Genomic DNA, 26,754 nt, shown 5'->3' with positions numbered 1-26,754 from the left:
AAGATGATGAAAAATCGATCCGGTCAAACCGGCGCCGGCGCATTAGCCGTATCCAGGCGCCACTCGCGCGCGGTTCTGGCCCGCCAGGCCGCGGCGTGCGTCCGCAACTCGGATTTCGCGCTTTCGCCCTCGAGAGCGACCGTTTGCACGGCTTCGATTTCCTTGATGTGTTCGCGGCGATCCAGGCTTTGTGTCACGCTGCGCTCGTGGCGGCGATGAATGTTGAGCGTGTCGGCGATATAAAGAATGTCCTTGCCCGAGCGGCAGGCCTCGACATAGATCCGCCAATCGCCGGCGCAGCGTAGTGAAAACGGCTCTTCTCCCAGCCTGGCGAAAATCTCGCGCAGCGCCTGCGTGCGCCAGACCACCGAACTGACGTTCACCACGACATTGCGCACCGCCAGGAAGCGGCGCAGGAAATCGGCGCCCGAGAAGCTGCCGGATTTCTCCAGTCCGCGGTCGCCGAACTCGCTGTAATAGCTCTTGTAACTGTCGAAAAGCAGAGCGCCCTTGGCGTTGATGGCCTTCGAATCCGTGAAACAGAAGGCGGCGTTCGGGGCCTCCGCGAGACGGCGGACAGATTCGTCGAGGAAGCGGGGTTCCGACATGTCGTCCGCCTCCGCGATCCAGACGAATTCCGATTGGATTTCGTCGAGACCCGCTTTCCACTGCCGGAACGGACTGCCGGAGTTTTCGGCGCGGACGCGGATCTCCATGTCGCGGCCGGCCTGGGCTGCAATCTCGCGCGCCACGTGGAGACTGTCGTCCTTGCTGGCGTCGTCCAGGAGCAGCAGTTCCAGCACCGGAAACGTTTGGGAAAACACCGAGGTCAATCGGTCGCGCAAGTGTTCGGCGTAATTGTAATTGGGAACGATGACGGAGACCGTGCGGTAATCAGGATCGATCAGGCTGAGAAGCTTGGCGCCGTAGCGGGCCAAATCGTAGCGTTCCTTGACCACTCGCGAACGATAGGCCGCGTCTTCGCGATCGCCGCTGGCGCGTCGCTCGAGAAATTCGACGATCCGGGACGCGGCGGTCTCGACATCTTGAGGCGGCGCGAGGGCGCCCAGGCGCGCATCGTCCCCGATCGTCTCGGCATGTCCGCCCGAGTCCGCGAAGGCCACCACGGGAAGACCCGTTTGCAGGGCCTGCAGCATGACGGACGGGAACGGGTCCTCGCGCGACATTGAGACAAAGACGTCCGCGGCGCCGAAATAGCGGCCGACCTCGCGGTCATAGGGCAGGATCGTGAGGTTGGTCAGGCCGCGCTCGTTGATGTCGTGCTTGAGCCAGGGCGCGAGAACGGGGGGAACATCGCCCAGCCAGACCAGGTGCGCGCCCGGCCTCAGCGTTCTGAGGCGCTCAGCCAGTAGCGGGAACAGGTCGACGCCTTTGTTCAGGTCGCCGACATCGACGTTCAGCACGATTTCCGCATCGGGTTGCAGCCCGAGTTCGCGCCGAAGATGCGTCCGGGCGCCCTCGGGAACGATTGGGGCGTCATGAAGCCCCTGGGGAATAACGATGGCGCGGGCGTCATCGGCGCCGAAGGCTCCGTCGAGCGCAGTCTTGACGAAGGCGTTGGGATAGACCACCGCGCGCCCGCGCTGTCGGAGCGCGGCGAAGGCGCCGGCGAGATCGCGGCTGCGAATCTGCTTCGGCAGTTCATGGACAATAGAGCAAAAATCGAATTTCAACTCTTCGAGAATGGCGGTGACGCCCCCGCTCATCGCCGTATTGCTGATCGCATGGGTGAAGCCGGAGCGGACCAGCTCCCCGAGATGAGCGCGCAGATCCGACCAAGCGTCGCCGCGCGTCTCGCTGACGACATAGGTTTCGGCCAGTTCGCGATAGTCCTGCGCAAGGGCGCCGCCCTCAAGCAGGACGAAGCGCATCTCCATGCCAAAGCGCTTCTTGAACAGCTCGCCAAGCGCGAGCAGGAAGCGCTGCGGGGTCGACGGACATGCGTCATGCCCGATCAGCACGACGCCACGGCTTTCGGTGGGGCGTATCGACCGCCTGGGATTGCCGGACTTTGCCCGATGGGCCGACAGGTCCGACGGCGAAACGGCGGTCCAGCCGAAATCCAGGCCGACATCCATGAAGACTTCGAAGGCGTTGCGTTCCTTCTGGCCGCCGAGATAGCGCTCCCAGACATGTTCGGCGCTGAAATTCGGCGATCCCGAACGCCCCTCGAAAATCCCATGCTTGAGCCAATGCGAAAACCCGTCCATCCGCGCTTCCGCGACATCGGGATACGCGGCAAGGTAGAATTCGATGTCGAAATAAGCGTTGGGGTTGTGCTGGTTGGCGTGTCTGTTCGCAAGATAATGCGCCAGAGGCGAGACATGCGCGGCGTCGCTGAGATAGGTTTCACGATACCATTGCGGATCGAAGACCGGGCAGGGCTTGTTGCCCTTGGCCTCGCCGATCTCGATATAATGCCTCAATGCGCCCCGGCGGGCGCCGCTCATATATTTGCCCGCGTACCATTTCGGATCGAAATACGGATTGGGCCGCGCGCCCTCACGCTCGCCTTCAGCGAAATAGTGGGCGACCAGCGTTCCGTCGATGGCTTGCGAGCCGGCGACGCCCGCGTGCTGCATGTAGCAGCCCATGTCGAACAGTCCCATCGCCTCGGCCCGGATGACGATTTCGTCGTCCGATGGCGCCTCTTCGCTCCAGGCGTCGGAAAATGCTGGGGCGCCCCCAAGAAAGGTCCAGCAGTCCGCCGCGGTCAGGGTGGGAAGATCGCGAGGACCCGAGAGCGCCGCCTCCTGGGCGTCAACGCGGACGTCGATCTCGGCCCGCCCCTCTCCGCTTTCGACAAGCGCGCGGACCGCCTCCCTGTCGAAGTCCGCCCAGCCGATCTGGAAGCCGCAAGCGACGTCGACGCCGATCAACCGACCGAGATCGGGGCGGGCCAACCCGGTCCGTCCGCGCGCGATGGTCTGTCCCGCGCAGATCACAGAAATCTCGAAATGATGCGCCAACTCGCTCATGTCGAGCGCCCATCCGACGAACCCGTCAGGCAAATTGACGTCGTCCAAGGAGCCGGCAAGTCGCACGCCCGGCTCGAACCAGGGAGGCAGGCGCGGAAACGATTTCGTCATTGTGGACTCTGAATTGGCGGCTAATGACATTCGCATGACCCGTTGGAACCTAACAGCATCCGCGAAAGCCGACAGCTGTGTACGCGGATAACCGTAATCATTGCAATAGGCGGTGAAGTGCAGGGATGGGGACAATGCTTAGGGATGAGGACGGTGCTTGACGTAGCAACCAAAGCAATTTTCGCGCGTCTTTCCGCATCATGGCCATTGCGCGGGATGCCCGCGAGACGCCGATTGTACAAATCGTACCGCGTCAAGCCTGGAAAACCGTAATCTTCATAGGACCTTAGCACGGATATTTTCTCACCATCCCCCAATCCCATCTCGCCATAATTCTTGCACCGAGCCCTGACTTCGGCAATAACTCTTTCACGCCAGGACGATGCTTCCGGGGATATAATGGTTAAGGGTTATTTCGAGCGCGCGGACAGGGATTTCGTCGTTGGCTGGGCCTTCGATTCGGACGCGCCGGACAAGCCATTGCGTATCGAAATCGAGGTCGACGGGGAAGTTCGCTGGCAGGGCGACGCCAATGCGCACCGCCGCGATCTTGAGGAGGCGGGTGTCGGCGGCGGCGCGCACGGCTTTGCCGTCGCGACCGAAGTGCTGGGCGCCCTGCCAACCAGCGAATTCTCCATCGGCGTGCGCGTCGCGGGACGCGATCGCCTGCTGCCCGGCGCGCCGCGCCTGCTGCCCGGGGCGGCGTCCCCGCCGGTCGCCAAACCTGCGCCAAAGCCGACGCGCATTGCCGGCAATCTCGAGGACATCTCGAACACGTTCATCCGAGGCTGGGCCTTCGATCACGGTCGCCCCAACGTCCCGGTTTCCGTCGATCTCTTTGTCGACGGCGCTTTCATCGCCCGAACCGACGCCGACCAGTTTCGGCGCGATCTCCGCGACGCCGGACTCGGCGACGGCAAATGCGCCTTCTACTTCGTCACTCCGTTCAACCTTCGTGACGGCGCCTCACACCGGATCCAGGTTCTTCCGTCAAACCTCGGCGGCGATCTCGGCGGTTCGCCCCAGGACAGAAGCCTGCACGCCGTGGCGCCCTTGCACGACGTCACCCATTTCCAATCAAAACTTTCGGCGATGATTGAAGAGGTGCGGCGCAACGTTTCGCAGCTTCAGAGCGAAGCGTCACACATCAGTTCAGCCGGCAAAGCCGTCAGTTTTTATCGTCAATGGTACGATGCGCATGTCGCCATGACGGTGCAGCGCCGGCATGAAATCCTGCAATCCATCGTCTCTCTGCCAAGACTGCCGCTGATTTCGATCCTGATGCCGGCCTACAACACGGAGCCGCGCATGTTGCGCGCCGCGATCGAGTCGGTGCGCGCGCAACTTTACCCGCACTGGGAGCTTTGCATCGCGGACGATTGTTCGACCAACGAAGAAACAAAGCGCGTCCTCGACGAATACGCGCGGCTGGATGTCCGCGTCGTCGTGATCAACCGCGAGCGCAACGGTCATATTTCGGAGGCGACCAACTCCGCCCTGCGTCAGGCCACAGGCGAATATATCGCCCTGATGGACCATGACGACGAACTGACGGAGGATGCGCTGTTCTACATGGCCAAGGCCATCAATGAAACGGGCGCGGAACTCCTCTACAGCGACGAAGACAAGATCGACACGGGCAAGGTGCTGTTCGAGCCGCATTTCAAGCCCGCTTTCAACTACACCCTGCTGCTGTCCTACAATTACATCTGCCACTTCGTGGTGGTGAAGCGAGACCTGGCTGTGAAGATCGGCGGGTTCCGCACCGAAACCAACGGCGCCCAGGACCATGATTTTCTGCTGCGGCTCTGCGAGCATCTGAAGCGGGACAAAATCGTCCACGTGCCGCGGGTGCTCTACCACTGGCGCGCCCACCAGGCGAGCACGGCGCTGGATGTTGGCGCCAAGGACTATGTCATCGCCGCCGCGAAGCGCGCGCTGTCCGATCATCTGAGGGCGACCGGTTTTCCGGAGGTCACCGTCATCCCGGAGAACGGCTACTATCACGTGAGATGGCCCGTGCCGGCCGAACACCCGCGCGTGTCCGTAGTGATTCCCACGCGCGACTGCGCTGACATTCTCAGCCTTTGTCTCGTCAGCCTGCTGAACCGGACCGACTACGACAATTTCGAGATCATCATCATCGACAACGGCAGCGTGGAGCCCGCCACCGCAGCGCTGTTCGAAGAGGCGTGCAAGGATAGCCGCGTTCGCGTGGTCAGCTATGACCGCCCGTTCAACTATTCGGCCATCTGCAATTTCGGCGTCGAGCACGCGACCGGCGATCTGCTGCTCATGATGAACAACGACATCGAAGTTCGCCCCGGCAATGAAGATTGGCTCAAGGAAATGGTCGCGCAGGTCTTGCGCCCGGAGATCGGCGCTGTCGGCGCCAAGCTGCTTTATCCCAACGGAAAGGTCCAGCACGCCGGCGTCATCCTCGGTCTCGGCGGCAGACCGGAGAATCCCGGAGTCGCGGGGCATTCGCACAAATATGCCGACGGCCATGAGGGCGGCTACTTCAATCGTCTGGTGGTTGCGCAGGAGCTTTCGGCCTGCACGGCGGCCTGCCTGCTGATCCGCCGAGAAGTCTTCGAGAGCGTGGGCGGCTTCGACCAAATCAGTCTTCCCGTCGCGTTCAACGACGTCGATCTTTGTCTGCGCATCCGCGAAGCGGGTTGGGGAATTGTCTACGCGCCTCACGCGACGCTGGTTCACCACGAATCCTATTCGCGAGGCGAGGACAACACCCCGGCCAAGATCGTCCGGGCGCAGAGGGAGGTCGCCTACATGCGCCGGAGATGGGGAGACGCGCTGGACAACGATCCGGCCTACAGCCCATCGCTGACATTGGCGCGAGAGGATTTTGGAATGGATCTCACGCGAGGCGCCGGTGATCGAACGAGCCACAGGTACGGTACGCTCGCCAACTGAACCGTGTGGGTAGAGGCGATAGCCGTTGCGGCAGATGGTTTTCACAGTTATTTCCGAACAGTCTTAAATCGGAAGGACTAAAAATTGGCAGGTTGGCTCGATATTGTTCGTCTCGGCGAAGTTGTTGGTTGGTTTCCTGTTACGTCCGAAGAAATTCCCTCGCGTTTGGCTCTCGTAGTGAATGGGCAAAGGACCGGCCACGTTGCCGAGGCGCGGCCGCGAAAAGATCTGGACAGTAAGAATATTTCCGGAACGGGCTTTTATTTTCGGGTCGCCCTCGAAGTCGGCGACCGCGTGAGTGTGATCGACGTGCAATCCGAGGCCGCCGTCAATGGAGGCGTGCGCTTTGTCGCCGGCGAGCGCAAGTCGCCCCTAAACATGGTGCTTGTCTGCATCATGAAGCGTGAGGAAGACTACCTGCTGGAGTGGATCGCTTACCACCGTCTCCACGGCTTCAACATCATTGTTGGGGACAACTCGGACGATGCCGGGGACTTGCAGTCTCGATTGCTGGCCGAATTGCATTCAGCGGGTGAAATCGAGCGCGTCGACTTGATTGGCGTGCCTTACGCCCAGATGCAGTTCTTCGACGCGACTCTGCAACGATTTCGCGACGAGAACACGATTATTGGATTTCTCGATTGCGACGAGTTTCTTACGCCCGTGTCCAATCGCCATAGCGCAGGCATGATTGTTGCGGAATATTTCTCCGACTGGAGCGTTTCAGCCGTTGGGTTCAACTGGGCGTGTTACGGAAGCTCCGGGCATACCAGCAAGACGCCAGGCCTGGTCATTGAACGTTTTACGAGCAGAGCACCTCAGAATTATGCAGCGAATCGGCATGTGAAAACGTTTGTCCGAGGTGGCAGGGCTCATGCATTTGTGGGAAACCCCCACGCTGTGTCTCTTGAATGGGGCAATTACCTGCAATCGGATTTTTCTAAGGTCGTTTGGTCCAACCTTGGGCGAGGCATCACCAATGCCGTCATTTGGAACGGGCTTCGGATCAATCATTACACCATCAAGTCCCGTGAGGAATTTCAGATCAAGGGCCAACGGGGCAGCGCAATTTCAGCGAACAACTCTCTCGTGAAGCAACGCCAAGACTACTTCTCCGGTTACGATCAGAATCAAATTCAAGATCGCGCTCTGGTTGGGCAGGCCGAAACGGTCGCCGCGCAAGTTGAACGCATCCGCGGCAAATGCTCAGCGGCCACTCTTGAATAGCGCCGCTTGGCTCGCGAGGATTCGTAGATAGGTGTCTCCGTACTCCTCCGAGGGCTCGATATCTCGGCTAAACTCGGGATCGTGCTGCTCAGATCGTATCCATTCGTTGAATGTTGTGACGAGCGCAAACTTGGGGCCGATCTTCCGGGCATACTCCCAATTCTCAATGAAAGTCTGGCCATTATTTCGGGGGCGAGCAGGGTGAAGCGAACTCGCCTCGTTGGCCGCAATGATCGTCATTGCTTCCACGCGCCCGTCTTTCACGCTGAAAGAGGGCGTGCCCCTATCTTCCCAAGACCAGTAGCCGTATTTGCTGATCGGTCCATCCATCATCCTTGGTTGGTCAGTGAGAAAACCACCCATGAACCGTGTCGTGAACCGGTCGTCTTTCCAAGCCGGGTATGCGCCCTGCCAGTGAGATGGAATATACATCCCCGTATTGGCTGGCTGACCAATCTGAAGGGTCGCCGAAGGACCCAGGAAAACAACCAGCAACGGCTTGCCCTTGTAACGTAAAAAAACCTCGTTGTAAGGCTCGAAGAAGAGCGGATAAAGACGATCGATTTGCTTTTGCAGTAGCCCCGAGTCGAAGACGGTTGGCGGGTTGCCACCCAGCAGAAACACAATTTTCAGCTTACCGAATTCGAGCAACCGCTCCAAAAGTATTTTCGTGATGTCCCGCCGAGCAAGAGACCCTTTGTCGCCCACATTGCTGGTCCAGTCGATAGCGATTTCGTTCGAAATATCTAACAAAAGAAAATCCACGTTCGCGGCGTGCAGTTCCTGGATGTGCCGGTCGATCGCGTCGATATCGGCGGAATTATAAATGCCGTACTTAGGGGTTCCCCAAGCCTTCCGCCACAAGCCCGGGAGAGAGTTGAACCATATCGAATAGGACACGCCTACAAGTCGCTCGGACGCGGGCGTCGGAGAGAAAGCTTGAAGCGATGCCGCCGGGAATGTCGATAGCGCGCCAACGGAAGCTAGTCCCCCGAGGAGAAATTCGCGCCTTCGCATGGATCGTCTCCAATCTGAACCAGAGCTAAATGTTTCAAGGGTTTTCGTGGGTGTCGCGCTTCAAAGCTGCGTGCGGGCGTCACTTAATGAAGTCAATCACAATGGATATCGGCTTGCCGTCAGCTCGCATGTCGCGAGGCGGCGTTCTGAGAACTGGCATGATGCTGTCATCGAATGGATTGCAAATCCAGTTTCGCCTATCAATCCAGGCGTGATGGGTTGTAATTTTGCTGCACTTTCTAATTTCAGAAGATACTATGAGCTGCATAAGATTCGCATAGGTCGGAAACCAGAGATGAGCGTCGCCTCCTGGCGCGAAAGCGACCTTTACACCCTCGCTCGTCTTCGCTGATACGCTTCCACCTATAGCAAGGTCGCATAAAATATTTCCGTCGCAATCATACACGGATCGCTTTTGTAATAGAGGGCTGTTGTAATCCGGAACGCTTAGGCGAAATATGCCTTCAGTACGAAGACACCGGAATACATCGTCAAGAATGCGTGGGAGTTCGGGATACGGAATGTGCTCGAAAACATCCTGAGATTGAAATCCCTTGATACTTTCGGTCTCGAATGGCATCGGCAATCTCGCATCATGCGCAATGTCACGGTCGAACCGCTTGTTCAATGCTATAGCATAGAACAGTCCAGACTTGTACTGTTCTTCGTTCGGTGAAAGGTTACCAAAATATATGTAGTAATCAGTTATGGCTCGAGTTTCGTTATCCGAGATGGTGAACATTTGAACATCCTTCCTGGGACAATGCTTGCGTGTGCAAGCGTAATCGAGCATAGCCAGGCCGATACAACAAATCGCATTAGCCCGAGCAAACCGGCTTGAATAGTCTTTAAGACCAGGGTTCAGCAGGACAGATGCCGTGAAAGCGAGAACGTTCCGAGTGACGTGATCAGGCGCGTTGCATGAAAACGGACAAAACGAACTTGCCCAAATGCTGATGCAAAATTATCGCTCGCTTTGAGCTCTTTTGCAATCCGTAAGCTCCTAATGGACCTTACTGCACGCCCTAACGGCGTGCACGAGGAATCGGCCGATATGTCCGTCTTTTTCATCACGGAGGGCCGCTTCCTGGTTGCGTGTCCCGTGAAATTCGTGCTGCATTGTCGCCTAGTCGCGCTCGTTGCATTGACTCTCGTACGGCGTTTAGGGCCTCGCCCACCATTTGCGTCTGAGGGCATTTTCCTACGGTTGCGGCGAAAAAATGTGACAAGCCATGCACGAGATGGTTGCTCTTAAATAGCTGAAATATAATCGATCGACATCGCCAAAAGGGCACACACATGCAACCTCGAATGAGTGATAACGAATATAAATTGTACCGGGCCTTTATCGGGCAGTGCAACACTTTCGTTGAATTCGGCACAGGCGGCAGCACCGTCCTCGCCGCCAGTTGCGTCAAACAGCAAATCTTCGCCGTCGATTCTTCGCAGGAATGGCTGGGTTCGGTGGAGCAGGCGTGCCTCGACAAGTCTGTGCAGCCGAAGCTGTTGTTCGCCGATATAGGAGCAACGCGCGAGTGGGGTTATCCCAGCGATCCCAGCACAAGATCACGCTGGCCGACCTATCACGAAACCATTTGGACGATCGAGGCGGTTCGGGACGCCGATCTCTTCATGGTCGATGGCCGCTTCCGGGTTGCGTGTTTCGCGCAAGTTGTATTGCATTGCCGCCCGGATGCGCTGATCTGTTTTCATGACTTCGCGTCGCGTAAGCACTACCACGGCGTCTACGACCTCGCCCGCGAAATCGCCTCGGCGGAAGATTTGTCCGTGTTCATACCGAAGCCCGACGCTAAGGCGCAAGCCATGATGTTGCTTGAGAAACATCGCTTCGATCCGGCGTGAGCTAAATCGGCGAGGCGGCGCGGTACGGTGCGTTCCGCGTCGCGCAGGCGATACGACGGCTATAAAACTTGGTTGTTGGTTTGATCAGATGGCGGAGGGAGCGGGATTCGAACCCGCGATACGGTTTCCCGTATACACACTTTCCAGGCGTGCGCCTTCAACCACTCGGCCACCCCTCCTGATCGCCGCGAAGCAGCAATCGCGGCCCCTTATAGCCGCATCGCGCGCCAGCGCAAGAGGCGCGCGTCCGTCAAAATCAATTAGGCCGAAACAGCCGCTTCCACCTTCCTCGGCTCGGCCTTGAGTTGAACCTCTTCCGACGTCGCGCTCACCTCGACCGCCATGCCGCAGTCGCGCGCCACAAGCCCGGTGAAATAAGGCTGGATGCCATGCGCATCGACCGCGCCGCTCTCCGAAACCCCGTCCAGCAGGCTCGCCACATGGCTCGCCAGTTTCAAGTTCGGGCCCTTCACCGCGACCGACAGCCGCACGTCGTCGCCGTCGCCCTCGATCTTCACATTCATCGCGCCGCCGCGCGGGATGCAGGCGCTGGCGATCAGGCACAGGTTGAGCAGAAGCTTCACCTTGTTCTTCGCCATGAACACCCGCGGGCCGTCCCAGTTCAGCACGGTGCGCTCGTCGCCGAACAGGCCGCGCGCCACCTTTTCCGCATCGCCGGTGTCGATCGACGCGCCCGCCGAACCCGCCGCGCCAAAGGCCAGACGACAGAATTGCAGCCGCGCCGAGGCCGATTTCGCGCTCTTGCGAATCAGGTCCATGGCGAATTCGCGCATGCCCTCGTCCTTGTCCTCCTCCAGAACCTCGAGACCGTTGACGATGGCGCCGACAGGGCTGATCACGTCATGGCAGACGCGCGAGCACAGCAGGGCGGCCAGGTCGAGCGGTTCCAGAGAAAGCACGGTCGTCATTGTTGCTTTTCCATTCTTGAGCATCGCCGCGGACTATGGCGGCAAATGGTTAGCGACGGGTTATAACAGATCGTTAAGCAATCGTTCACTCGAGGCCGCGATAGTTTTGCGCTCCCTGGGAGGAAAAGATGCGACCGTCTCAAAATTCCCGGCGCGCCATTCTTTGCGCCCTCGCCGCCCTGACCGCCGCCCCGGCCTTCGCCCAGGATCGTTCCGTCTATTCGGACAATGAGCTGGTCGAGAACGGCCATAGATTCTTCGGCAGTCTGTCGCGCGGCCTCGCCGAGGCGATTCAGTCGGCGACCAAGCGCTGGGGGCAGCCCAACGCCTATATTCTGGGCCAGGAGGCCGGCGGCGCCTTCGTCGGCGGCCTGCGCTACGGCGAGGGCTCGATCTACACGCGCAACGCCGGCGACCGGCGCGTCTACTGGCAGGGGCCGTCCGTCGGCTTCGACGCGGGCGCGAACGGCGACCGCACCATGATGCTGGTCTACAGCCTTCCCTCCGTCGACGCTATTTTCCAGCGGTTCGGCGGGATCGACGGTTCGGCCTATCTGATCGGCGGGTTCGGCGTCACGGCGCTGGGCGCCAATGGCGTGATGGTCGTGCCGATCCGCACCGGCGTCGGCGCGCGGCTCGGCGTCAATCTCGGCTATCTCAAGTTCACGCCGAATTCGACATGGAATCCGTTCTGATCCTGCTTTATTGAAGGCTTGGACCCATTCGGGGTCAGCAGGATATTTCCTTGGTCGAGCAACTCGTCGCCTTCGCCCTAGGCTTTTCCATCTGCGGATTGATCGGCCTCGCCTTTCTCCCCCTGGTCTCCGCCCGCGCGCGGCGCCTGACGCTCAAGGGCGTCGAACAGCTCCTTCCCATGACCTTCGACGAGATGGAGGCCGACCGCGACCTTTTGCGCGCGCGATTCGCCGTGGAGAGGCGCGAACTGGAGCTGGTGGCCGAGCGGGAGCGCCAGCTGCGCGTCTCAGAGAGCGCCGAACTCGGGCGCCGCACCGCCGATATCGTGCGCGTGGAGGAGGTTTTGCGCGCCACGGAGGAGCAACTCCGGCAGCGCGAGGACGCGCTGGCGCAAATGACCGAAAGAAGCGAAAAACTCTTCTCCGAATTGGGCGCGACCAAAGCGAGCCTGGCGGAGCGCGACGCTGAGTTGCGCGACAAGTCGGGTGAATTCGACGCGCTCGCCGAGGTCCACCGCCAGCTAAAGATTGAGAGCGAGCGCCTGCAGGCGCGCCTGCGCGAGGCGGAGGGGCGCAACGAGAATTTCGAGGCGCGCCGCGAGCGGCTGATGGCCAAGATCGAAGCAGAGCGCCAGCTGACCGAGGCGGCGCAGGCGGAAGCCGCGACCTTGCGGGAGACACTGGCGCGCGGCGGCGGTGCGGAAATGTCGGATTTGCGCGCGGCCATTCTGGATATTGGCCGCCGGGTGGCCGAGCAGGACGGCAACGGCGGGGAGGCCCAGCGGGAAGCGCCCCAAGCAGAAACGTCTCAAGCAGAAACGTCTCAAGACGAGGACGCGGTCCAAAAAATCTCGGCGCGCGAACGGGCCTGAAAGAACAGGCGCGCGCGTCCGGCGCGCGCCCGATTCCGAATCAGCGGCAGACGCGCACGCGGCGGCGGCCGATGTAATTGCCGAATTCGTCATACATCGGGCGGCGCTCCATCCAGCATTCCGGGGCGTCGTAATAGACGGGCGCGGGAGGAGCGGCGTTGGCGGCGGCGGCGCCGATCATCGCGCCGCCCAAAATGCCGGCGGCGATGCCCGCGCCGACCGCCGCGCCGTCATTGGCGGACGCCGGGGCGGACAGACTGGTGACCAGGGTGGCGACCGCCAGGGTGGCGAGCGCGGTTTTCTTGATGGAAAGCGTCATGAGGATCTCCGTGAACTTGCCTCAAAGGCGAAAACCAGCTTGATATTAGTCTAGTCGCCGCATCTGAACCAGAGTTGAACCAACTGGTCGAAAAATAAGGCAAAAGTTAAGACGGGGTAACCATTGTGAGACCGATCGGGTCGTCCGGAGACTTGTCCGCCGACCGGCGCTACGAATGGGGCCAGGGGGCTTTGGCCGCCGGCGATGCGGAAGGCGCGCGCGACCTGTTCGCGCAGGCGCTCGACTGCGCGCCGGATTGGCCGGCGGGCTGGTTCGCCTTGGCTCAGGCCTTGGAGCGTCTTGAAAAAACCGGCGAGGCCCGCGAGGCCTATGCGAAAACCCTGGCGCTCGATCCCGAGGATGCGCAGGGCGCGGCGCTCGCGCTGGCGCGGCTGGGCGGGACAAGACCCGCGACCGCCCCGCGCGCCTATGTCAAAACCCTGTTCGACCAATATGCCGCGCGCTTTGATTCGCATCTGGTGGAAAAGCTCGCCTATTGCGGCCCGCAAGTGCTGTGCGAGGCGATCGACCGTGTCGCGCCCGGCCGGCATTTTGCTCACGTCCTCGATCTCGGCTGCGGGGCCGGGCTTTTTGCTGCCGCGATTGTTTCGCGCGCCCAAAAAATCACTGGCGTCGATCTTTCCCCGGCCATGATCGAGCAGGCGAGGGCGAAAAACTTGTATGAGCGGCTGGCGGCGGCCGACCTGACCGAGTTCTTGGCCGCCGAGCCATGCGAAAACGCCGACCTCGCCGCCGCCGCCGATGTGTTCGTCTATATCGGCGATCTCGGCGCCGTCTTCGCCGAGGTTCTTCGCGCGCTGCGACCCGGCGGCCTGTTCGCCTTCACCACCCAGAGCGGGCCGTCCCACGGGTTTGTCGTCGGCGAGGATTTGCGGTTTTCGCACAGCGAATCCTATCTGCGCGACCTTGCCGCCGCCCACGGCTTTACCGTCGCGGAGCTGTTCCCGGTTTCGACGCGCAAGGACCGGGGCGTCGATGTGCCCGGCTGGGCTGCGGTGCTGCGCAAATCCGCCTGAAATCGCAGAAAGGCGGATGGACCGGCGCGCCCGCCGGCCCTAGTGTTGCGCTGCAGCGCATTCCAGCAAGCGAGTTTCGCTCATGAAAAAAGTTTATCCCGACGCCGGGACGGCCATGGCCGGTCTGGTCAAGGACGGAATGACACTCATGGCCGGGGGGTTCGGACTTTGTGGCATTCCTGAGGCCCTGATCGAGGCGGTCAAACAGTCCGGCGCCAAAAACCTCACCTTCATCTCCAACAACGCCGGCGTCGACGGCATTGGCCTGGGCGTGCTGCTGGAAACGCGGCAGGTGAAGAAGATGATCTCGTCCTATGTCGGCGAGAACAAGCTGTTCGCGCAACAATTTCTGGGCGGCGAGCTGGAGATCGAATTCAACCCGCAGGGCACGCTGGCCGAGCGCATCCGCGCCGGCGGCGCCGGCATTCCCGCCTTCTATACCAAGACGGGTTTCGGTACTCTGGTGGCTGAGGGCAAGGAGACTCGGGTCTTCAATGGCGAGAATTACGTCATGGAGACCGGGCTTGTCGCCGATGTGGCGCTGGTCCACGCCTGGATGGGCGATCATGAGGGCAATCTCATCTTCCGCAAGACGGCGCGCAACTTCAATCCGATGATGGCGACCGCCGGAAAGATCACGGTGGCGCAGGTCGAGCATCTCGTGCCCGCCGGCCAGCTTAATCCGGATCACATCCACACGCCGGGCATTTATGTGAAGCGCATCGTCCATGTGCCCAACGCCGCCAAGCACATCGAGCAGCGCACGACGCGCAAGCACACCAGCGCCCCCGCCGCGACCGGAGGAGAAGTCTAATGGCTTGGACCCGCGACCAGATGGCGGCGCGCGCCGCCAAAGAGCTGCGTGACGGTTTTTACGTCAATCTCGGCATCGGCATTCCCACGCTCGTCTCGAACTATATTCCCGACGGCGTGCATGTGCAGTTGCAGAGCGAGAACGGCATGCTCGGCATGGGCCCGTTTCCCTATGAGGGCGAGGAAGACCCCGATCTGATCAACGCCGGCAAGCAGACGATCACGGAACTGCCGACGACGTCCTATTTTTCGTCCGCCGATTCCTTTGCGATGATTCGCGGCGGACACATTGATCTGTCGATCCTCGGCGCCATGCAGGTGGCGGAGAGCGGCGACCTCGCCAACTGGATGATTCCCGGCAAAATGGTGAAGGGCATGGGCGGCGCCATGGACCTCGTCGCCGGCGTGAAAAAGGTCGTGGTGGTGATGGAGCATGTCGCCAAGGACGGCCCCAAGTTCTTGAAAAAGTGCAGCCTGCCGCTGACCGGCTCGCGCGTCGTCGATCTGCTGATCACCGATCTCGGCGTGTTCACCATCGACAAGCACGGGTCGGGCGGCGTCAAGCTGATCGAACTCGCCGATGGCGTGACCGTCGAGGAGATCAAGGCGAAAACGGAAGCGGATTTTTCCGTCGCGCTGTAAACCCGCCGATCGCCCTCGTGTCGTCCAGACATGAGGGCTTTTCCTGATCGAGAGCGTTCTGAGACCATGCGTTTCTGGCTGATCGTCGCCGGGGGATGGGTTTGCGCCGTTTCGACGCCCGCGCAGGCCGATCCCGCTTGGCCCAACAGCGCCGCCAATCGCTGGCAGGCCGAGGCCATGGTGCAGAGCCTCAACGCCGAAATCCTGGCTGCGCCCAGCGCCACCGCCGTGCTGGAAAGCTGGTGCGCCGCGCATCATCTGGCCGATGAGGCGAAAATCATCGCCGAGCCGGTCGCGGACGCGCCGGCGAAGACGCCGACCGCCGAACAGCGCCAGCGGCTGGGCGTCGGACCGGACGAGCTCGTCAAATATCGCCACGTCCGCTTGCGGTGCGGCGGCCGCGTGCTCTCCGAAGCCGACAATTTCTATGTGCCCGCCCGGCTCACGCCGGAAATGAACCGGGCGCTCGAGACCACCGACACGCCGTTCGGCAAGGTGGTCAAGCCGCTCACACCTTTCCGTCGCACCTTTGCCGCGCAAACCCTGTGGTCGGCGGCCAAGGCGGGCGGCGATGCGCCTAACCTGCCAATCCCGCAAAAATTGTTCGAACATCGCGCCGTGCTCTACACCAGCGAAAACCTCCCCTTTTCCGAGGTGGACGAGGTCTATCAGCGCGATCTCCTGGATTTTTCCCCTCAGCCCTGACCGCTTTCGCGGAAAAATAGTCTATCAAAACGGTAGAATATTGCGCTACAAGAGGTTTGCGTTCGCAAAGCGCCGCAACAAGGGGAACACCATGGCGGTCAACAGCAAAAAACCCGAAACCCTCGTCCTCCATGCCGGCTGGCGGGCCGATCCGGCCACCGGCTCGGTGGCGCCGCCGATCTTCCAGACCACCAGCTACCAGTTCCGCGACACCGAGCACGCCGCCAACCTGTTTGCGCTGAAGGAGCTGGGCAATATCTACACCCGCCTCGGCAATCCCACGACCGACATTCTGGAGCAGCGGCTGGCCGCGCTCGAAGGCGGCGCGGCGGCGCTGGTCGTGTCCTCGGGACAGGCGGCCTCGGCGTTCTCGATCCAGAACCTCGCCAAGGCCGGCGACAATGTGGTGTCGTCGACCGATCTCTATGGCGGAACGTGGAACCTGTTCGCCAACACGCTGAAGGACCAGGGCATCGAGGTCCGCTTCGTCGATCCAAGCGATCCCGAGAATTTCCGCCGCGCCACCGATGCGCGCACCCGCGCCTATTACGCGGAAACCCTGCCCAATCCGAAACTCGCCGTGTTCCCGATCGCGGACGTCGCGGCGATCGGCCGGGAGGTCGGCGTTCCCCTGATCATGGACAATACCGCCGCGCCGATCCTGTGCCGGCCCTTCGACCACGGCGCCGCGATTATCGTCTATTCCACGACCAAATTCATCGGCGGCCATGGCGCGGCCATCGGCGGCGCGCTCATCGACGGCGGCAATTTCGACTGGGAAAAGTTTGCGGAACGCCAGCCGGCGCTCAACACGCCCGACCCCTCCTATCACGGCGCGGTCTGGACGCAGGCCGTCAAGCCGATCGGCCCCGTGGCCTACATCATCAAGGCGCGCACCACGCTGTTGCGCGATCTCGGCGCCGCCGCCTCGCCGTTCAACTCGTTCCTGACCCTGCAGGGGCTCGAAACCCTGCCTTTGCGCATGGAGCGCCATTGCGCCAACGCCACCGCCGTCGCCGCCTGGCTGTCGAAGCGGCCGGAGATCACCAAAGTGATCCACCCCTCGGTGCAGACGGGCGAGCCCCGCGCCCGCGCGGACAAATATCTGAAGGGCGGCTATGGCGCGCTGCTCGGCTTCGAACTGGCCGGCGGCGCCGCGGCAGGACGGAAATTCATCGACGCGCTGCAATTGTTTTATCACGTCGCCAATATCGGCGACGCCCGCAGCCTCGCCATCCATCCGGCCTCGACGACGCATTCGCAGCTTGCCGAAGAGGCGCAGCTCGCCACCGGCGTGTCGCCCGGCTATGTCCGCCTGTCCGTCGGCTTGGAGCACATCGACGACATCCTCGCCGATCTCGAGCAGGCGCTGAAGGCCGCGGCCTGATTTTTTTCGCGGGCGGCGGCGCAATCGCCGCCCGCGCGTTGCTCGGGCGGGAGGCGTCCTGTTCAGGACGCCTTCTTCACCGCCGGCGGCTTCCACTCGCCCGCGCCGGGCGGCAGGACCGAAGGCTGTTCGGTTTTCGGCCAATAAAGCCGCATGACCAGATAGATCGGCCCGTTCGGCGCCGGCAGCCAGTTGGACTCCTTGTCCGCGCCGGGCGAGTTGCGCTGGATATAGAGGGTCAAGGACCCGTCGGCGTTGCGCTTCATGCCGGGCAGCATGGGCGAATTGATCAGATAACGGTTGATCGGATTCTCGATCAGCAACTGGCTGACGCCGTCATACATGGTGATCGACCAGAAGGCGTGGACGGGGGGCAGAGCGTCGGCTGGGAAGGTCAGCGTGTACGCGTGCTTCGAACCGTCGAGCTTGTTGCCGTCGCCGTCGACGCGCGTCATCGGATAGGTCGCCTCTTCCGGATCGTTACCGAAAATGCCAGCCTTGGCGATGGCCGCGCGCTTGAGCCAGTCGCCGTCATAGAAGGCGCGGTCGCCGCCCGCGGCGGCCAGCCGCCAATTGTTGACGTTCACGCCCATGCCGGCGTCGGCGGCTTTCACCTTGTCGTCGCCCCGCTTCATGCCGAGGCCGATCTCGATCTTCTTTTCGAGCGGCAGCTCCTTGAAGCTGAAGCTTCTGCCGGGACCGACGCCGATTTCCGCGAGCTTGGCGCGGATCTCCGCTTCATTGGGCGCCGCTGGAATGAATTGCAGCATGAAGTCGAGGTATTTGAAAAAATCCTTTTTCGCCAGCTCCTTGTCGATCCTGGGGAAATGCACGGCGGGCGGGGCGGGCGGCGCCGGCTGCTTGAGATAGGCCGAAAGCGGCTGCGCCTTGTAGCCTTCCTGCACCTTGATCACGTTGGGCATGTCGTCGGGATCAAAGAGCTGGGTCCGGAAGATCGCCAGCGAGAATTGCGATCCGGACCGGAAGACTTTTTTGACGCCTTTCGGGGCTTCGCCCTTCCAGTCGGGACCGGCGACCAGATAATCGCCCGCGCCGTTTCCGGTCGCGCGCGAGCCGATATAGCCGTAATTATAGGTGCTGGCGTCGGCGAGTTGCACCGAATAATAGCGCTTCGGATCGACGTCGGGCACGGAAATCACCATGGGCTCGGCGCGCAGATCCATGGCGAGCAAGGAATAGGGCGTGTCGCTGTTGGGCGTGATGACCGCCGTATCCTTGTAGGTGAACACGCGATGCGTGTTGTAGATGGTGTTGAAGGGCGCCTTGAACTGACCTGAATTCTTGTTGATGACGAAATCATACATGATCGCATAATTCATCACGATCGGCAGACCGAAGATGAAGCCTTCCTCGGCAATGTCCCTGCTTTCGAGGAAGGGCGCGATAATCTCCTTGCTGAGGAATTCGGAGACGGGGCCCTCCGCGAAAGCGCGGCCGCCCAGCGCGGCGCCCGCGGCGGCCAGGGCGACGGATTTCAACAAATGGCGCTTGTTCAGCATCGGAGTTTCCCTCGACGATTGGCATGGCCGCGTCCGGGGACGCCAGCCCAGGATTGAAATTCATTGTGGCGCAGCGAACAGCGCGGCCGGAATTCCAAGAAAGCTTCGCCTTTGATCAAGCAAGCTTCGCTGTTGATCCTGTCCCTGACGAAGGAGAGGGTCAAGGCGGGGCAGATGAGCCGCGGAAAAAAATCGCTCAATTCCAAAGCTCCGCAGCGCGAGGGCCCGCGTCAAACCTGGTTCGCCGCCTCGGTTGCGGGCGCAAGAGACTCGCCCGGCACGAAGGCGTCGAACGCCGCCCAGAATTGCGCCCTGATCTCGGGGCGCTCCATCAGGATTTCGTGGCGCGCGCCGGGCAGCACCAGGCAATCGGCATTTTTGAGCCGGCGCGCAAAAGCCTCGGCCGCCGGCGTGGAGACCAGCCGCTCGTCGCCCGCCGCCACCATCAGCAGCGGAATTTTGATGTGCTCGGCGCATCCCGGCCGCGCCAGCCGGTCCATGATCCGGAAGGCGGCGTGAACCCAGCCCACGGTCGGCTCGCCGATGCGCAGCGCGGGGAAGGCGGAGATCAGCCGGGACGAACGCTCGAACCGCAAGCGGTCCGTGGTGAGAATGTTGTTGGCGAAAGGCTTGTCGAAATGGCTGGCGCGACCGCCGCCGGGCACGAACATCCGCGACAGGCCGCAGCCGATCAACAGGCCGGCGAGCGCGCGCGCGTAATCGGAAGCGGCAAAACCGCGCAGCGCCAGCATTGGCGCGGTGGCGACGACGCGCTGGAACGGCGCGCTTGTCTCGCTCGCCGCGATGAAATCGAGCAGGACCGCCGCCCCCATGGAATGGGCGAGGGCGAACCAGGGTTTGGGCGCGTCGGGGATGAGAACCTGTTCGATCAGCGCCTCCAGATCGAGGCGGTAATCGGTGGAGCGGCGCACATGCCCCTTGGCGGAATTGCGCAGCAGGCGCGGCGACAGCCCCTGTCCGCGCCAGTCGAAGGCGACGACGAAATAGCCGCGCGCCAGCAGCTCGCCGATCACCTCGAAATATTTCTCGATGAATTCGGAGCGGCCCTGCGCGATCACCACCGTGCCGCGCGCCGGGCGTTCGGGACGCCAATAGGCCGCGCGCAAGACGACGCCGTCTCGCGCGCGCGCGCCCACGAGGCAGGCGCCGGGCGGGCACGGGTTGGCGGGCGTGTCGATCAATTCCATCGGGCGCGACTCCTTTTTTTGACCATAGCGCGCGCAGAACTCTTGAAAAGCTGTTTCGGGCGCCCAAATCGAAGCTGCGCGGGCCGTAACGGACGCGCCCCGGTCAGGCCGAACACAAGGCTGGCCCGGCCGGAATTTGGCAAACCATGTCGCTCAATGGAGGATATGACATGCGCACTTTCGACCTGTCTCCGCTCTACCGCTCCACCATCGGCTTCGACCGGCTGTTCTCGCTGCTCGACCAGAACGTCGGCGCCGAGGCCCCGGCCGCCTATCCGCCCTACAATATCGAGCGCACCGGCGAGAACGCCTACCGCCTGACTCTCGCGGTCGCGGGATTTGGCGAAACCGAACTTTCCATTGAATCGCGCGAGAACGCGCTGACGATCAAGGGCGCCAAAGAGGCCCCGGCCGACAGCGAAGCCCGTGAAATGCTCTATCAGGGCATCGCCGCCCGCGCCTTCGAGCGCCGCTTCCAACTCGCCGACCACGTTCAGGTCACGGGCGCGCGGCTCGAAAACGGCCTGCTCCACGTCGATCTGGTCCGCGAAATTCCCGAGGCCCAGCGCCCGCGCCAGATTCCGATCGGCAAGGCCGGCCCGCGCGCCGTGGACTCCAAGGCCGCCTAATCCCTTCAAGCGAAGACTGGCGGGCGCGAAAAGGGTTTTCGCGCCCGCTTTTTTTTGCCTGCTATCTTCGCGGACCGACTCCTCCCGGCCCTCCCACGCCTCCTGGCGCCCCAACGCCTCCTGGGCCTCCAACGCCCCCTGGGCCTCCAACGCCTCCTGGGCTTCCAACGCCTCCTGGGCCTCCAACTCCTCCTGGGCCTCCAACTCCTGGCGCGCCCGGCTGCCGCAGCGGCCGGATCGGGCTGAGCCCGCCCTCGGGCGCCACGACCAGCGGCTCGATATCCATATCCATGGGCGGCTGCTGAGGCGCTGGCGGCGGTCGCGGCGGCGGCGGGGGCATCACCTCGTCCGGAGGCGGCGGAGGCGGCGGCGGCGACATCAGATGGTCGGCGTCCAGATTGCCGGCGGGATGGACAGGCGGCCCCAGCGGCCGGCGCAGCGGAAACCTTGGATTGACCGGCGGCGGCCCCGCGACAGGCGCAGGGCGCACCAGGACCACGGTCAACAGCCAGCCGGTCGGGGCGTCCAGCGTATATTTGCTTTCGGCGCCCGTGCGGTCCCGTCCCCAGGCGATGATGTTGTCGCCGCGCCATTGCGGCGCGCCGATCATCTGCACGCCTTGGCGGCGCAGGATCTCGCGCACCGTTTCCGGCGGCAACGGGATCACCGGCTCCGGCGGGTCCGGCGGGTCGAAGAACAAATGGGAATAAGGATCGGCCCCGGCCGGCGCAGGCCCGAGCAGGCCGGCGAGGAGCAGCGCCCCGATGCACACAGGCGCAAAGCGCGACATAGTGTCCCTCTCGAAATTCCGCCGAAAACCCCGGCGGATGCAAACCATATGCGGGGCAAGCTAGAGCGCTTTCCTGCCGCGAGCCTTGCGCGTAAAATGGGCGCGCCGCACAAGGTGAAATTCGCGATGGAATCTTGCCCGCGCGTCTTGTATGGGCAGAGCAATTCTGGCATGGTCGCGCGCCGCCAAATAGGACAGCCTTACTGACCATTCGGCGATCTGAGACGCCGGAGAGGCTGAAACCCGTCGGGGCGTCGAAACGGAATTGGCCGCAGCAACGGGCAGGATGAACAGGCATGAACAAGCAGCAGGGTCTGGATTTTTCGCGCAATGTCGCTCCGCAGGACGGGGACATGGCGGCGAAAAAAACTGCTGCCGCTCGCGCCGAGAGGGATGAAGGTATGAAGACGTCGCCCAATGGTCTGCCTGTCGCGCAGGGCCTGTACGATCCCCGCAACGAGCATGACGCCTGCGGCGTCGGCTTCGTCGCCAATATGCATAATGAGAAGTCGCACGACCTCGTGCGCATGGGCCTGCAGATCCTGCTCAACCTCGACCATCGCGGCGCGGTGGGCGCGGACCCCAAGGCCGGCGACGGCTGCGGCATGTTGATGCAGATTCCTCACCGCTTCTTCTCCGAAGAGGCGAAGCGTCTCGGCTTTGCGCTGCCCGAGCCCGGCCTCTACGCCGCCGGCAGCCTGTTCTTCCCGCGCGATCCCGAAGGACAGAAAATCGTCCGCGAGATTTTCGAGCGCGCCATCGCCTCCCAGGGGCAAAAGCTGCTGGGCTGGCGCGACGTGCCGGTCAATCCGGAAGTGCTCGGCGAATCCGTCAAGCCGACCGAGCCGAGCTGCAAGCAGGTTTTCATCGCCCGCGGCGACTCGACCCACGACCAGGACACGTTTGAGCGCAAGCTGTTCCTGATCCGCAAGATCGTGTCCAACGACCTGCGCGCCCTGGGCAATCCGAAGACCAAGGGCTGGTATCCGGTCTCGCTGTCCTCGCGCACCATCGTCTACAAGGGCCTGCTGGTCGCCACGGCGCTGGGCGAATACTTTTTGGATCTCCAGGATGAGCGCGTGGTCACCGCCATCGCCCTGGTGCATCAGCGCTTTTCGACCAACACTTTCCCGTCCTGGCAGCTCGCGCATCCCTACCGCATGGTCGCCCATAACGGCGAAATCAACACGCTGCGCGGCAATGTGAACTGGATGGCGGCGCGTCAGGCCTCCGTCGCCTCGCCGCTGTTCGGCGACGAGATCTCAAAACTGTGGCCGATCTCTTACGAGGGCCAGTCGGACACCGCCTGTTTCGACAATGCGCTCGAATTCCTGGTGCAGGGCGGCTATTCCATGGCGCACGCCATGATGATGCTGATCCCGGAAGCCTGGGCCGGCAATCCGCTGATGGATGAGGACCGCCGCGCCTTCTACGAATATCACGCTGCGCTGATGGAGCCGTGGGACGGCCCGGCGGCCGTCGCCTTCACCGATGGTCGCCAGATCGGCGCGACGCTCGACCGCAACGGCCTGCGCCCCGCCCGCTATCTCGTCACCGAGGACGGCCTGGTGGTGATGGCCTCCGAAATGGGCGTGCTGCCGATCCCGGAGGAAAAGATCGTCACCAAGTGGCGTCTGCAGCCCGGCCGCATGCTGCTGGTCGATCTCGAACAGGGCCGCATCGTCGCCGACGACGAGATCAAGAGCGCGCTCGCCAAGCATCACCCCTACAAGGAGTGGCTGGCCAATTCGCAGATCGTTCTCGAAGATTTGAAGCCCGTGGAAGCCGGCGCCTCGCGCACCGACGTGCCGCTGCTCGACCGCCAGCAGGCCTTCGGCTACAGCCAGGAAGATCTGTCCTTCCTGATGGCGCCCATGGCCGTCACCGGCCAGGAAGCGATCGGCTCGATGGGCGCGGATACGCCGATTTCGCCGCTGTCGTCGAAGTCGAAGCTGCTCTACACCTATTTCAAGCAAAACTTCGCCCAGGTCACCAACCCGCCGATCGACCCGATCCGCGAGGAGCTGGTGATGTCGCTGGTCTCCTTCATCGGCCCGCGTCCCAACATCCTCGATCACGAGGGCACGGCGGAGAAGAAGCGTCTCGAGGTGCGTCAGCCGATCCTGACCAACGCCGATCTGGAAAAGATTCGCTCGATCGGCCATGTCGAGGACGCCTTCGACACCAAGACGCTCGACATCACCTATGAAGCGGGCCTGGGCGCCGACGGCCTCAAGCCGATGCTCGACCGCCTCTGTGACCGCGCCGAACAGGCGGTGACCGGCGGCTACAACATCATCGTCCTGTCGGATCGCATGGTCGGCCCCGACCGCATCCCGATCCCGGCGCTGCTGGCCACCGCCGCCGTGCATCATCACCTGATCCGCAAGGGCCTGCGCACCTCGGTCGGTCTGGTGGTCGAAACCGGCGAAGCCCGCGAAGTCCATCATTTCGCGCTGCTCGCCGGCTATGGCGCCGAGGCGATCAACCCCTATCTCGCCTTCGAGACGCTGGCCGAAATGGCCGACGAATTCCCGGCGGAAGTCGACGGCTATGAGGCGGTGAAGCGCTACATCAAGGCGGTCGACAAGGGCCTGCTCAAGGTCATGTCCAAGATGGGCATTTCGACCTACCAGTCCTATTGCGGCGCGCAGATTTTCGACGCCGTCGGCCTGTCCAAGCAATTGGTCGACGATTATTTCACCGGCACGGCCACGCCGATCTTCGGCGTCGGTTTGGAAGAGATCGCCCGCGAAACCGTCGAGCGCCACAGAACCGCGTTCGGCGATGCGCCCGTCTATCGCACCGCGCTCGATGTCGGCGGCGAATATGCGTTCCGCACGCGCGGCGAGGCGCATAACTGGACGCCCGACAGCATTGCTCTGCTCCAGCACGCCGTGCGCGGCAACAGCCAGGACAAGTACCGCGCCTTCGCCAAGCTGTTGAACGAGCAGTCGGAAAACCTGCTGACAATTCGCGGCCTGTTCCGCATCAAGGACGCGCAGGAAGACGGCCGCAAACCGATCGACATTTCCGAAGTCGAGCCGGCCAAGGAAATCGTCAAGCGTTTCGCCACCGGCGCCATGTCGTTCGGCTCGATCTCGCGCGAGGCGCACACCACGCTCGCCATCGCGATGAACCGCATCGGCGGCAAGTCCAACACCGGCGAGGGCGGCGAGGAATCCGACCGCTTCAAGCCGATGGCCAATGGCGATTCTATGCGCTCGGCCATCAAGCAGGTGGCCTCCGGCCGGTTCGGCGTGACGACGGAATATCTCGTCAATTCCGACATGATCCAGATCAAGATGGCGCAGGGCGCGAAGCCCGGCGAAGGCGGCCAGTTGCCCGGCCACAAGGTCGATGCGGTCGTCGCCAAGGTGCGCCATTCCACGCAAGGCGTCGGCCTGATCTCGCCGCCGCCGCACCATGACATTTATTCGATCGAAGATCTGGCGCAGCTGATCTACGACCTGAAGAACGTCAATCCGCGCGCCGACATCTCCGTAAAGCTGGTGTCGGAAGTGGGCGTCGGCACCGTCGCCGCCGGCGTGTCCAAGGGACGCGCCGACCATGTCACGATTTCCGGTTTCGAGGGCGGCACCGGCGCCTCGCCGCTGACCTCGATCAAGCACACGGGATCGCCTTGGGAAATCGGCCTCGCCGAAACCCACCAGACCCTGGTGCTCAACCGTCTGCGTTCGCGCATCGCCGTTCAGGTTGACGGCGGTCTGCGCACCGGCCGCGACGTGGTCGTCGGAGCGCTGCTCGGCGCGGATGAATTCGGCTTCGCCACCGCGCCGCTGATTGCGGCGGGCTGCCTGATGATGCGCAAGTGCCACCTCAACACCTGCCCGGTGGGCGTGGCGACGCAGGACCCGGTTCTGCGCAAGCGTTTCAAGGGAACGCCCGAGCACATCATCAACTACTTCTTCTTCGTCGCCGAGGAAGTGCGCGAATATATGGCCAAGCTCGGCTATCGCACCTTCAACGAAATGGTCGGACAGCTGCAAATGCTCGACCGCGACAAGGCGATCAAGCACTGGAAGGCGCAGGGTCTCGACTTCGCGCGCCTGTTCCACAAGCCGACCCCGATCGCGGGCGACACCATCTATCGCTCGATCGAGCAGGACCATGGTCTGGAAAAGGCCGCGGACCGCGCGCTGATCGAATCCGCCGCTCCCGCTCTGGAGCGCGGCGCCCCGGTGCGCATCGAGACCCACATCCGCAACGTCGACCGCTCCTTCGGCGCGATGCTGTCGGGTGAGGTGGCGCGCATCTATGGCCACGCGGGCCTGCCCGACGACACCATTCATGTCCGCGCCATCGGCACGGCCGGTCAGTCCTTCGGCGCCTGGCTCGCCCATGGCGTGACGCTGGAGCTCGAAGGCGACGGCAATGATTATGTCGGCAAGGGGCTTTCGGGCGGCCGCATCGTCATCTATCCCTCCCGCGACGCCAAGAAAATCGTGCCGGAAAACTCGATCATCGTCGGCAACACGGTGCTTTACGGCGCGATTGGCGGCGAAGTGTATTTCCGTGGCGTGGCCGGCGAGCGTTTCGCCGTCCGCAACTCGGGCGCTGTCGCGGTGGTCGAGGGCGTGGGCGACCACGGCTGCGAATATATGACCGGCGGCGTGGTCGTCGTGCTCGGCCAGACCGGCCGCAATTTTGCGGCGGGCATGTCGGGCGGCATCGCCTATGTGCTCGACGCCGACGGCGCCTTCGCCTCGCGCTGCAACATGGCCATGGTCGATCTGGAGCCGGTCGTCGAGGAAGAAGACCTCAACCAGCGCCTCAACCATCAGGGCGGCGATCTCGCCGCGCATGGCCGCGTCGACGTGATGAGCGACATGACCCGCTTCGACGCCGAACGTCTGAAGCAATTGGTCACCAATCACATGCGCTACACGGGCTCCACCCGCGCCCGCGAAATCCTCGACAATTGGGCCGAATACCTGCCCAAGTTCAGAAAGGTCATGCCGGTGGAATACCGCCGCGCGCTCGCCGAACTGATGTCGCAGAACGAACAGCGGCCGACCGCCGCCGCCGGAGAATAA

The 26,754-nt window shown here is 62.5% G+C and carries 20 protein-coding genes and 1 tRNA gene; 12 read left to right on the top strand and 9 right to left on the bottom strand.

What is annotated here, in order from left to right:
- Positions 1-23: 23 nt before the first annotated feature.
- Positions 24-3,110, bottom strand: coding sequence for a glycosyltransferase (locus M2320_RS10650; RefSeq protein WP_264597255.1), 3,087 nt, complete (start codon positions 3,108-3,110; stop codon positions 24-26).
- A 399-nt stretch (positions 3,111-3,509) separates the two neighbouring features.
- On the opposite strand from M2320_RS10650, the gene M2320_RS10645 reads away from it, so the two are divergent.
- Entirely contained in the window at positions 3,510-6,044 is a 2,535-nt protein-coding gene (locus tag M2320_RS10645) for a glycosyltransferase family 2 protein (RefSeq protein WP_264597254.1), read from the top strand.
- Positions 6,045-6,128: 84 nt separating this feature from the next.
- Complete coding sequence (locus M2320_RS10640; RefSeq protein ID WP_264597253.1) at positions 6,129-7,271, top strand: glycosyltransferase family 2 protein; 1,143 nt, start codon at positions 6,129-6,131, stop codon at positions 7,269-7,271.
- On the opposite strand, the gene M2320_RS10635 is transcribed toward M2320_RS10640, so the two are convergent.
- Both M2320_RS10635 and M2320_RS10630 read right to left on the bottom strand, forming a co-directional pair.
- Positions 7,251-8,288: a hypothetical protein gene (locus M2320_RS10635; protein WP_264597252.1), complete on the bottom strand. Its 1,038-nt coding sequence runs from the start codon at positions 8,286-8,288 to the stop codon at positions 7,251-7,253. The two genes, M2320_RS10640 and M2320_RS10635, sit on opposite strands and share 21 nt — an antisense overlap.
- 79 nt (positions 8,289-8,367) lie before the next feature.
- Positions 8,368-9,030 (bottom strand): hypothetical protein, encoded by a 663-nt coding sequence (locus M2320_RS10630; RefSeq protein ID WP_264597251.1) that lies wholly within the window; start codon positions 9,028-9,030, stop codon positions 8,368-8,370.
- A gap of 569 nt (positions 9,031-9,599) precedes the next feature.
- On the opposite strand from M2320_RS10630, the gene M2320_RS10625 reads away from it, so the two are divergent.
- The gene (locus M2320_RS10625; RefSeq protein ID WP_264597250.1) at positions 9,600-10,151 is read left to right on the top strand and encodes a hypothetical protein; all 552 of its coding nucleotides are present in this window, start codon (positions 9,600-9,602) and stop codon (positions 10,149-10,151) included.
- A gap of 89 nt (positions 10,152-10,240) precedes the next feature.
- Here the strand turns inward: M2320_RS10625 and M2320_RS10620 are convergent.
- A tRNA-Ser gene (locus tag M2320_RS10620) sits at positions 10,241-10,330 on the bottom strand.
- 81 nt (positions 10,331-10,411) lie between these two features.
- Positions 10,412-11,080 carry a histidine phosphotransferase ChpT gene (gene chpT / locus M2320_RS10615; protein ID WP_264597249.1) on the bottom strand — a complete coding sequence of 223 codons (669 nt, stop codon included), beginning with the start codon at positions 11,078-11,080 and terminating at the stop codon, positions 10,412-10,414.
- Positions 11,081-11,208: 128 nt separating this feature from the next.
- Between chpT and M2320_RS10610 the strand changes: the two genes are divergently transcribed.
- Both M2320_RS10610 and M2320_RS10605 read left to right on the top strand, forming a co-directional pair.
- The gene (locus M2320_RS10610; protein WP_264597248.1) at positions 11,209-11,775 is read left to right on the top strand and encodes a DUF1134 domain-containing protein; all 567 of its coding nucleotides are present in this window, start codon (positions 11,209-11,211) and stop codon (positions 11,773-11,775) included.
- 50 nt (positions 11,776-11,825) lie between these two features.
- Entirely contained in the window at positions 11,826-12,647 is an 822-nt protein-coding gene (locus tag M2320_RS10605) for a hypothetical protein (RefSeq protein ID WP_264597247.1), read from the top strand.
- 40 nt (positions 12,648-12,687) lie between these two features.
- Here M2320_RS10605 and M2320_RS10600 read toward each other — a convergent pair whose 3' ends face one another.
- Complete coding sequence (locus M2320_RS10600; RefSeq protein ID WP_210304396.1) at positions 12,688-12,966, bottom strand: hypothetical protein; 279 nt, start codon at positions 12,964-12,966, stop codon at positions 12,688-12,690.
- Between the two features lie 152 nt (positions 12,967-13,118).
- Here M2320_RS10600 and M2320_RS10595 point away from each other — a divergent pair, with 152 nt between their 5' ends.
- The 5 genes from M2320_RS10595 to M2320_RS10575 all read left to right on the top strand — a co-directional run bounded on the left by M2320_RS10595 (position 13,119) and on the right by M2320_RS10575 (position 17,550).
- Complete coding sequence (locus M2320_RS10595) at positions 13,119-14,003, top strand: class I SAM-dependent DNA methyltransferase (RefSeq protein WP_264597246.1); 885 nt, start codon at positions 13,119-13,121, stop codon at positions 14,001-14,003.
- Positions 14,004-14,085: 82 nt separating this feature from the next.
- Positions 14,086-14,817 carry a CoA transferase subunit A gene (locus tag M2320_RS10590; RefSeq protein ID WP_184426415.1) on the top strand — a complete coding sequence of 244 codons (732 nt, stop codon included), beginning with the start codon at positions 14,086-14,088 and terminating at the stop codon, positions 14,815-14,817.
- Complete coding sequence (locus M2320_RS10585) at positions 14,817-15,458, top strand: CoA transferase subunit B (RefSeq protein ID WP_184426417.1); 642 nt, start codon at positions 14,817-14,819, stop codon at positions 15,456-15,458. Before M2320_RS10590 ends, M2320_RS10585 begins: the two co-directional genes overlap by 1 nt.
- A gap of 66 nt (positions 15,459-15,524) precedes the next feature.
- Positions 15,525-16,163 carry a hypothetical protein gene (locus tag M2320_RS10580; protein ID WP_264597245.1) on the top strand — a complete coding sequence of 213 codons (639 nt, stop codon included), beginning with the start codon at positions 15,525-15,527 and terminating at the stop codon, positions 16,161-16,163.
- Positions 16,164-16,254: 91 nt separating this feature from the next.
- Positions 16,255-17,550, top strand: a complete 1,296-nt coding sequence (locus M2320_RS10575) for an O-acetylhomoserine aminocarboxypropyltransferase/cysteine synthase family protein (RefSeq protein ID WP_264597244.1) — start codon at positions 16,255-16,257, stop codon at positions 17,548-17,550.
- 62 nt (positions 17,551-17,612) lie between these two features.
- Here M2320_RS10575 and M2320_RS10570 read toward each other — a convergent pair whose 3' ends face one another.
- Both M2320_RS10570 and M2320_RS10565 read right to left on the bottom strand, forming a co-directional pair.
- A complete protein-coding gene (locus M2320_RS10570) occupies positions 17,613-19,070 on the bottom strand; it encodes a DUF1254 domain-containing protein (protein ID WP_264597243.1) in 1,458 nt (485 codons plus the stop codon).
- Positions 19,071-19,300: 230 nt separating this feature from the next.
- Positions 19,301-20,278, bottom strand: coding sequence for an alpha/beta fold hydrolase (locus tag M2320_RS10565; RefSeq protein WP_264597242.1), 978 nt, complete (start codon positions 20,276-20,278; stop codon positions 19,301-19,303).
- A 170-nt stretch (positions 20,279-20,448) separates the two neighbouring features.
- Between M2320_RS10565 and M2320_RS10560 the strand changes: the two genes are divergently transcribed.
- Entirely contained in the window at positions 20,449-20,907 is a 459-nt protein-coding gene (locus tag M2320_RS10560) for an Hsp20 family protein (RefSeq protein ID WP_184426427.1), read from the top strand.
- A 61-nt stretch (positions 20,908-20,968) separates the two neighbouring features.
- Here M2320_RS10560 and M2320_RS10555 read toward each other — a convergent pair whose 3' ends face one another.
- Positions 20,969-21,697 (bottom strand): hypothetical protein, encoded by a 729-nt coding sequence (locus M2320_RS10555; protein ID WP_264597241.1) that lies wholly within the window; start codon positions 21,695-21,697, stop codon positions 20,969-20,971.
- Positions 21,698-21,993: 296 nt separating this feature from the next.
- On the opposite strand from M2320_RS10555, the gene gltB reads away from it, so the two are divergent.
- On the top strand, positions 21,994-26,754 hold the full coding sequence (gene gltB / locus M2320_RS10550) for a glutamate synthase large subunit (protein WP_425540673.1): 4,761 nt from the start codon (positions 21,994-21,996) through the stop codon (positions 26,752-26,754).

It is taken from the genome of Rhodoblastus acidophilus, assembly GCF_025961575.1.
Classification (GTDB): domain Bacteria; phylum Pseudomonadota; class Alphaproteobacteria; order Rhizobiales; family Beijerinckiaceae; genus Rhodoblastus; species Rhodoblastus acidophilus_C.
This window is presented reverse-complemented; position numbering and strand designations above follow the sequence as displayed.

Coding starts and splice junctions, on each gene's coding strand:
- M2320_RS10650 (WP_264597255.1), bottom strand. CDS start 3,110: ATGACGAAATCGTTTCCGCGCCTGCCTCCCTGGTTCGAGCCGGGCGTG.
- M2320_RS10645 (WP_264597254.1), top strand. CDS start 3,510: ATGGTTAAGGGTTATTTCGAGCGCGCGGACAGGGATTTCGTCGTTGGC.
- M2320_RS10635 (WP_264597252.1), bottom strand. CDS start 8,288: ATGCGAAGGCGCGAATTTCTCCTCGGGGGACTAGCTTCCGTTGGCGCG.
- M2320_RS10630 (WP_264597251.1), bottom strand. CDS start 9,030: ATGTTCACCATCTCGGATAACGAAACTCGAGCCATAACTGATTACTAC.
- M2320_RS10625 (WP_264597250.1), top strand. CDS start 9,600: ATGAGTGATAACGAATATAAATTGTACCGGGCCTTTATCGGGCAGTGC.
- chpT (WP_264597249.1), bottom strand. CDS start 11,080: ATGACGACCGTGCTTTCTCTGGAACCGCTCGACCTGGCCGCCCTGCTG.
- M2320_RS10610 (WP_264597248.1), top strand. CDS start 11,209: ATGCGACCGTCTCAAAATTCCCGGCGCGCCATTCTTTGCGCCCTCGCC.
- M2320_RS10600 (WP_210304396.1), bottom strand. CDS start 12,966: ATGACGCTTTCCATCAAGAAAACCGCGCTCGCCACCCTGGCGGTCGCC.
- M2320_RS10590 (WP_184426415.1), top strand. CDS start 14,086: ATGAAAAAAGTTTATCCCGACGCCGGGACGGCCATGGCCGGTCTGGTC.
- M2320_RS10585 (WP_184426417.1), top strand. CDS start 14,817: ATGGCTTGGACCCGCGACCAGATGGCGGCGCGCGCCGCCAAAGAGCTG.
- M2320_RS10580 (WP_264597245.1), top strand. CDS start 15,525: ATGCGTTTCTGGCTGATCGTCGCCGGGGGATGGGTTTGCGCCGTTTCG.
- M2320_RS10575 (WP_264597244.1), top strand. CDS start 16,255: ATGGCGGTCAACAGCAAAAAACCCGAAACCCTCGTCCTCCATGCCGGC.
- M2320_RS10570 (WP_264597243.1), bottom strand. CDS start 19,070: ATGCTGAACAAGCGCCATTTGTTGAAATCCGTCGCCCTGGCCGCCGCG.
- M2320_RS10565 (WP_264597242.1), bottom strand. CDS start 20,278: ATGGAATTGATCGACACGCCCGCCAACCCGTGCCCGCCCGGCGCCTGC.
- M2320_RS10560 (WP_184426427.1), top strand. CDS start 20,449: ATGCGCACTTTCGACCTGTCTCCGCTCTACCGCTCCACCATCGGCTTC.
- M2320_RS10555 (WP_264597241.1), bottom strand. CDS start 21,697: ATGTCGCGCTTTGCGCCTGTGTGCATCGGGGCGCTGCTCCTCGCCGGC.
- gltB (WP_425540673.1), top strand. CDS start 21,994: ATGAACAAGCAGCAGGGTCTGGATTTTTCGCGCAATGTCGCTCCGCAG.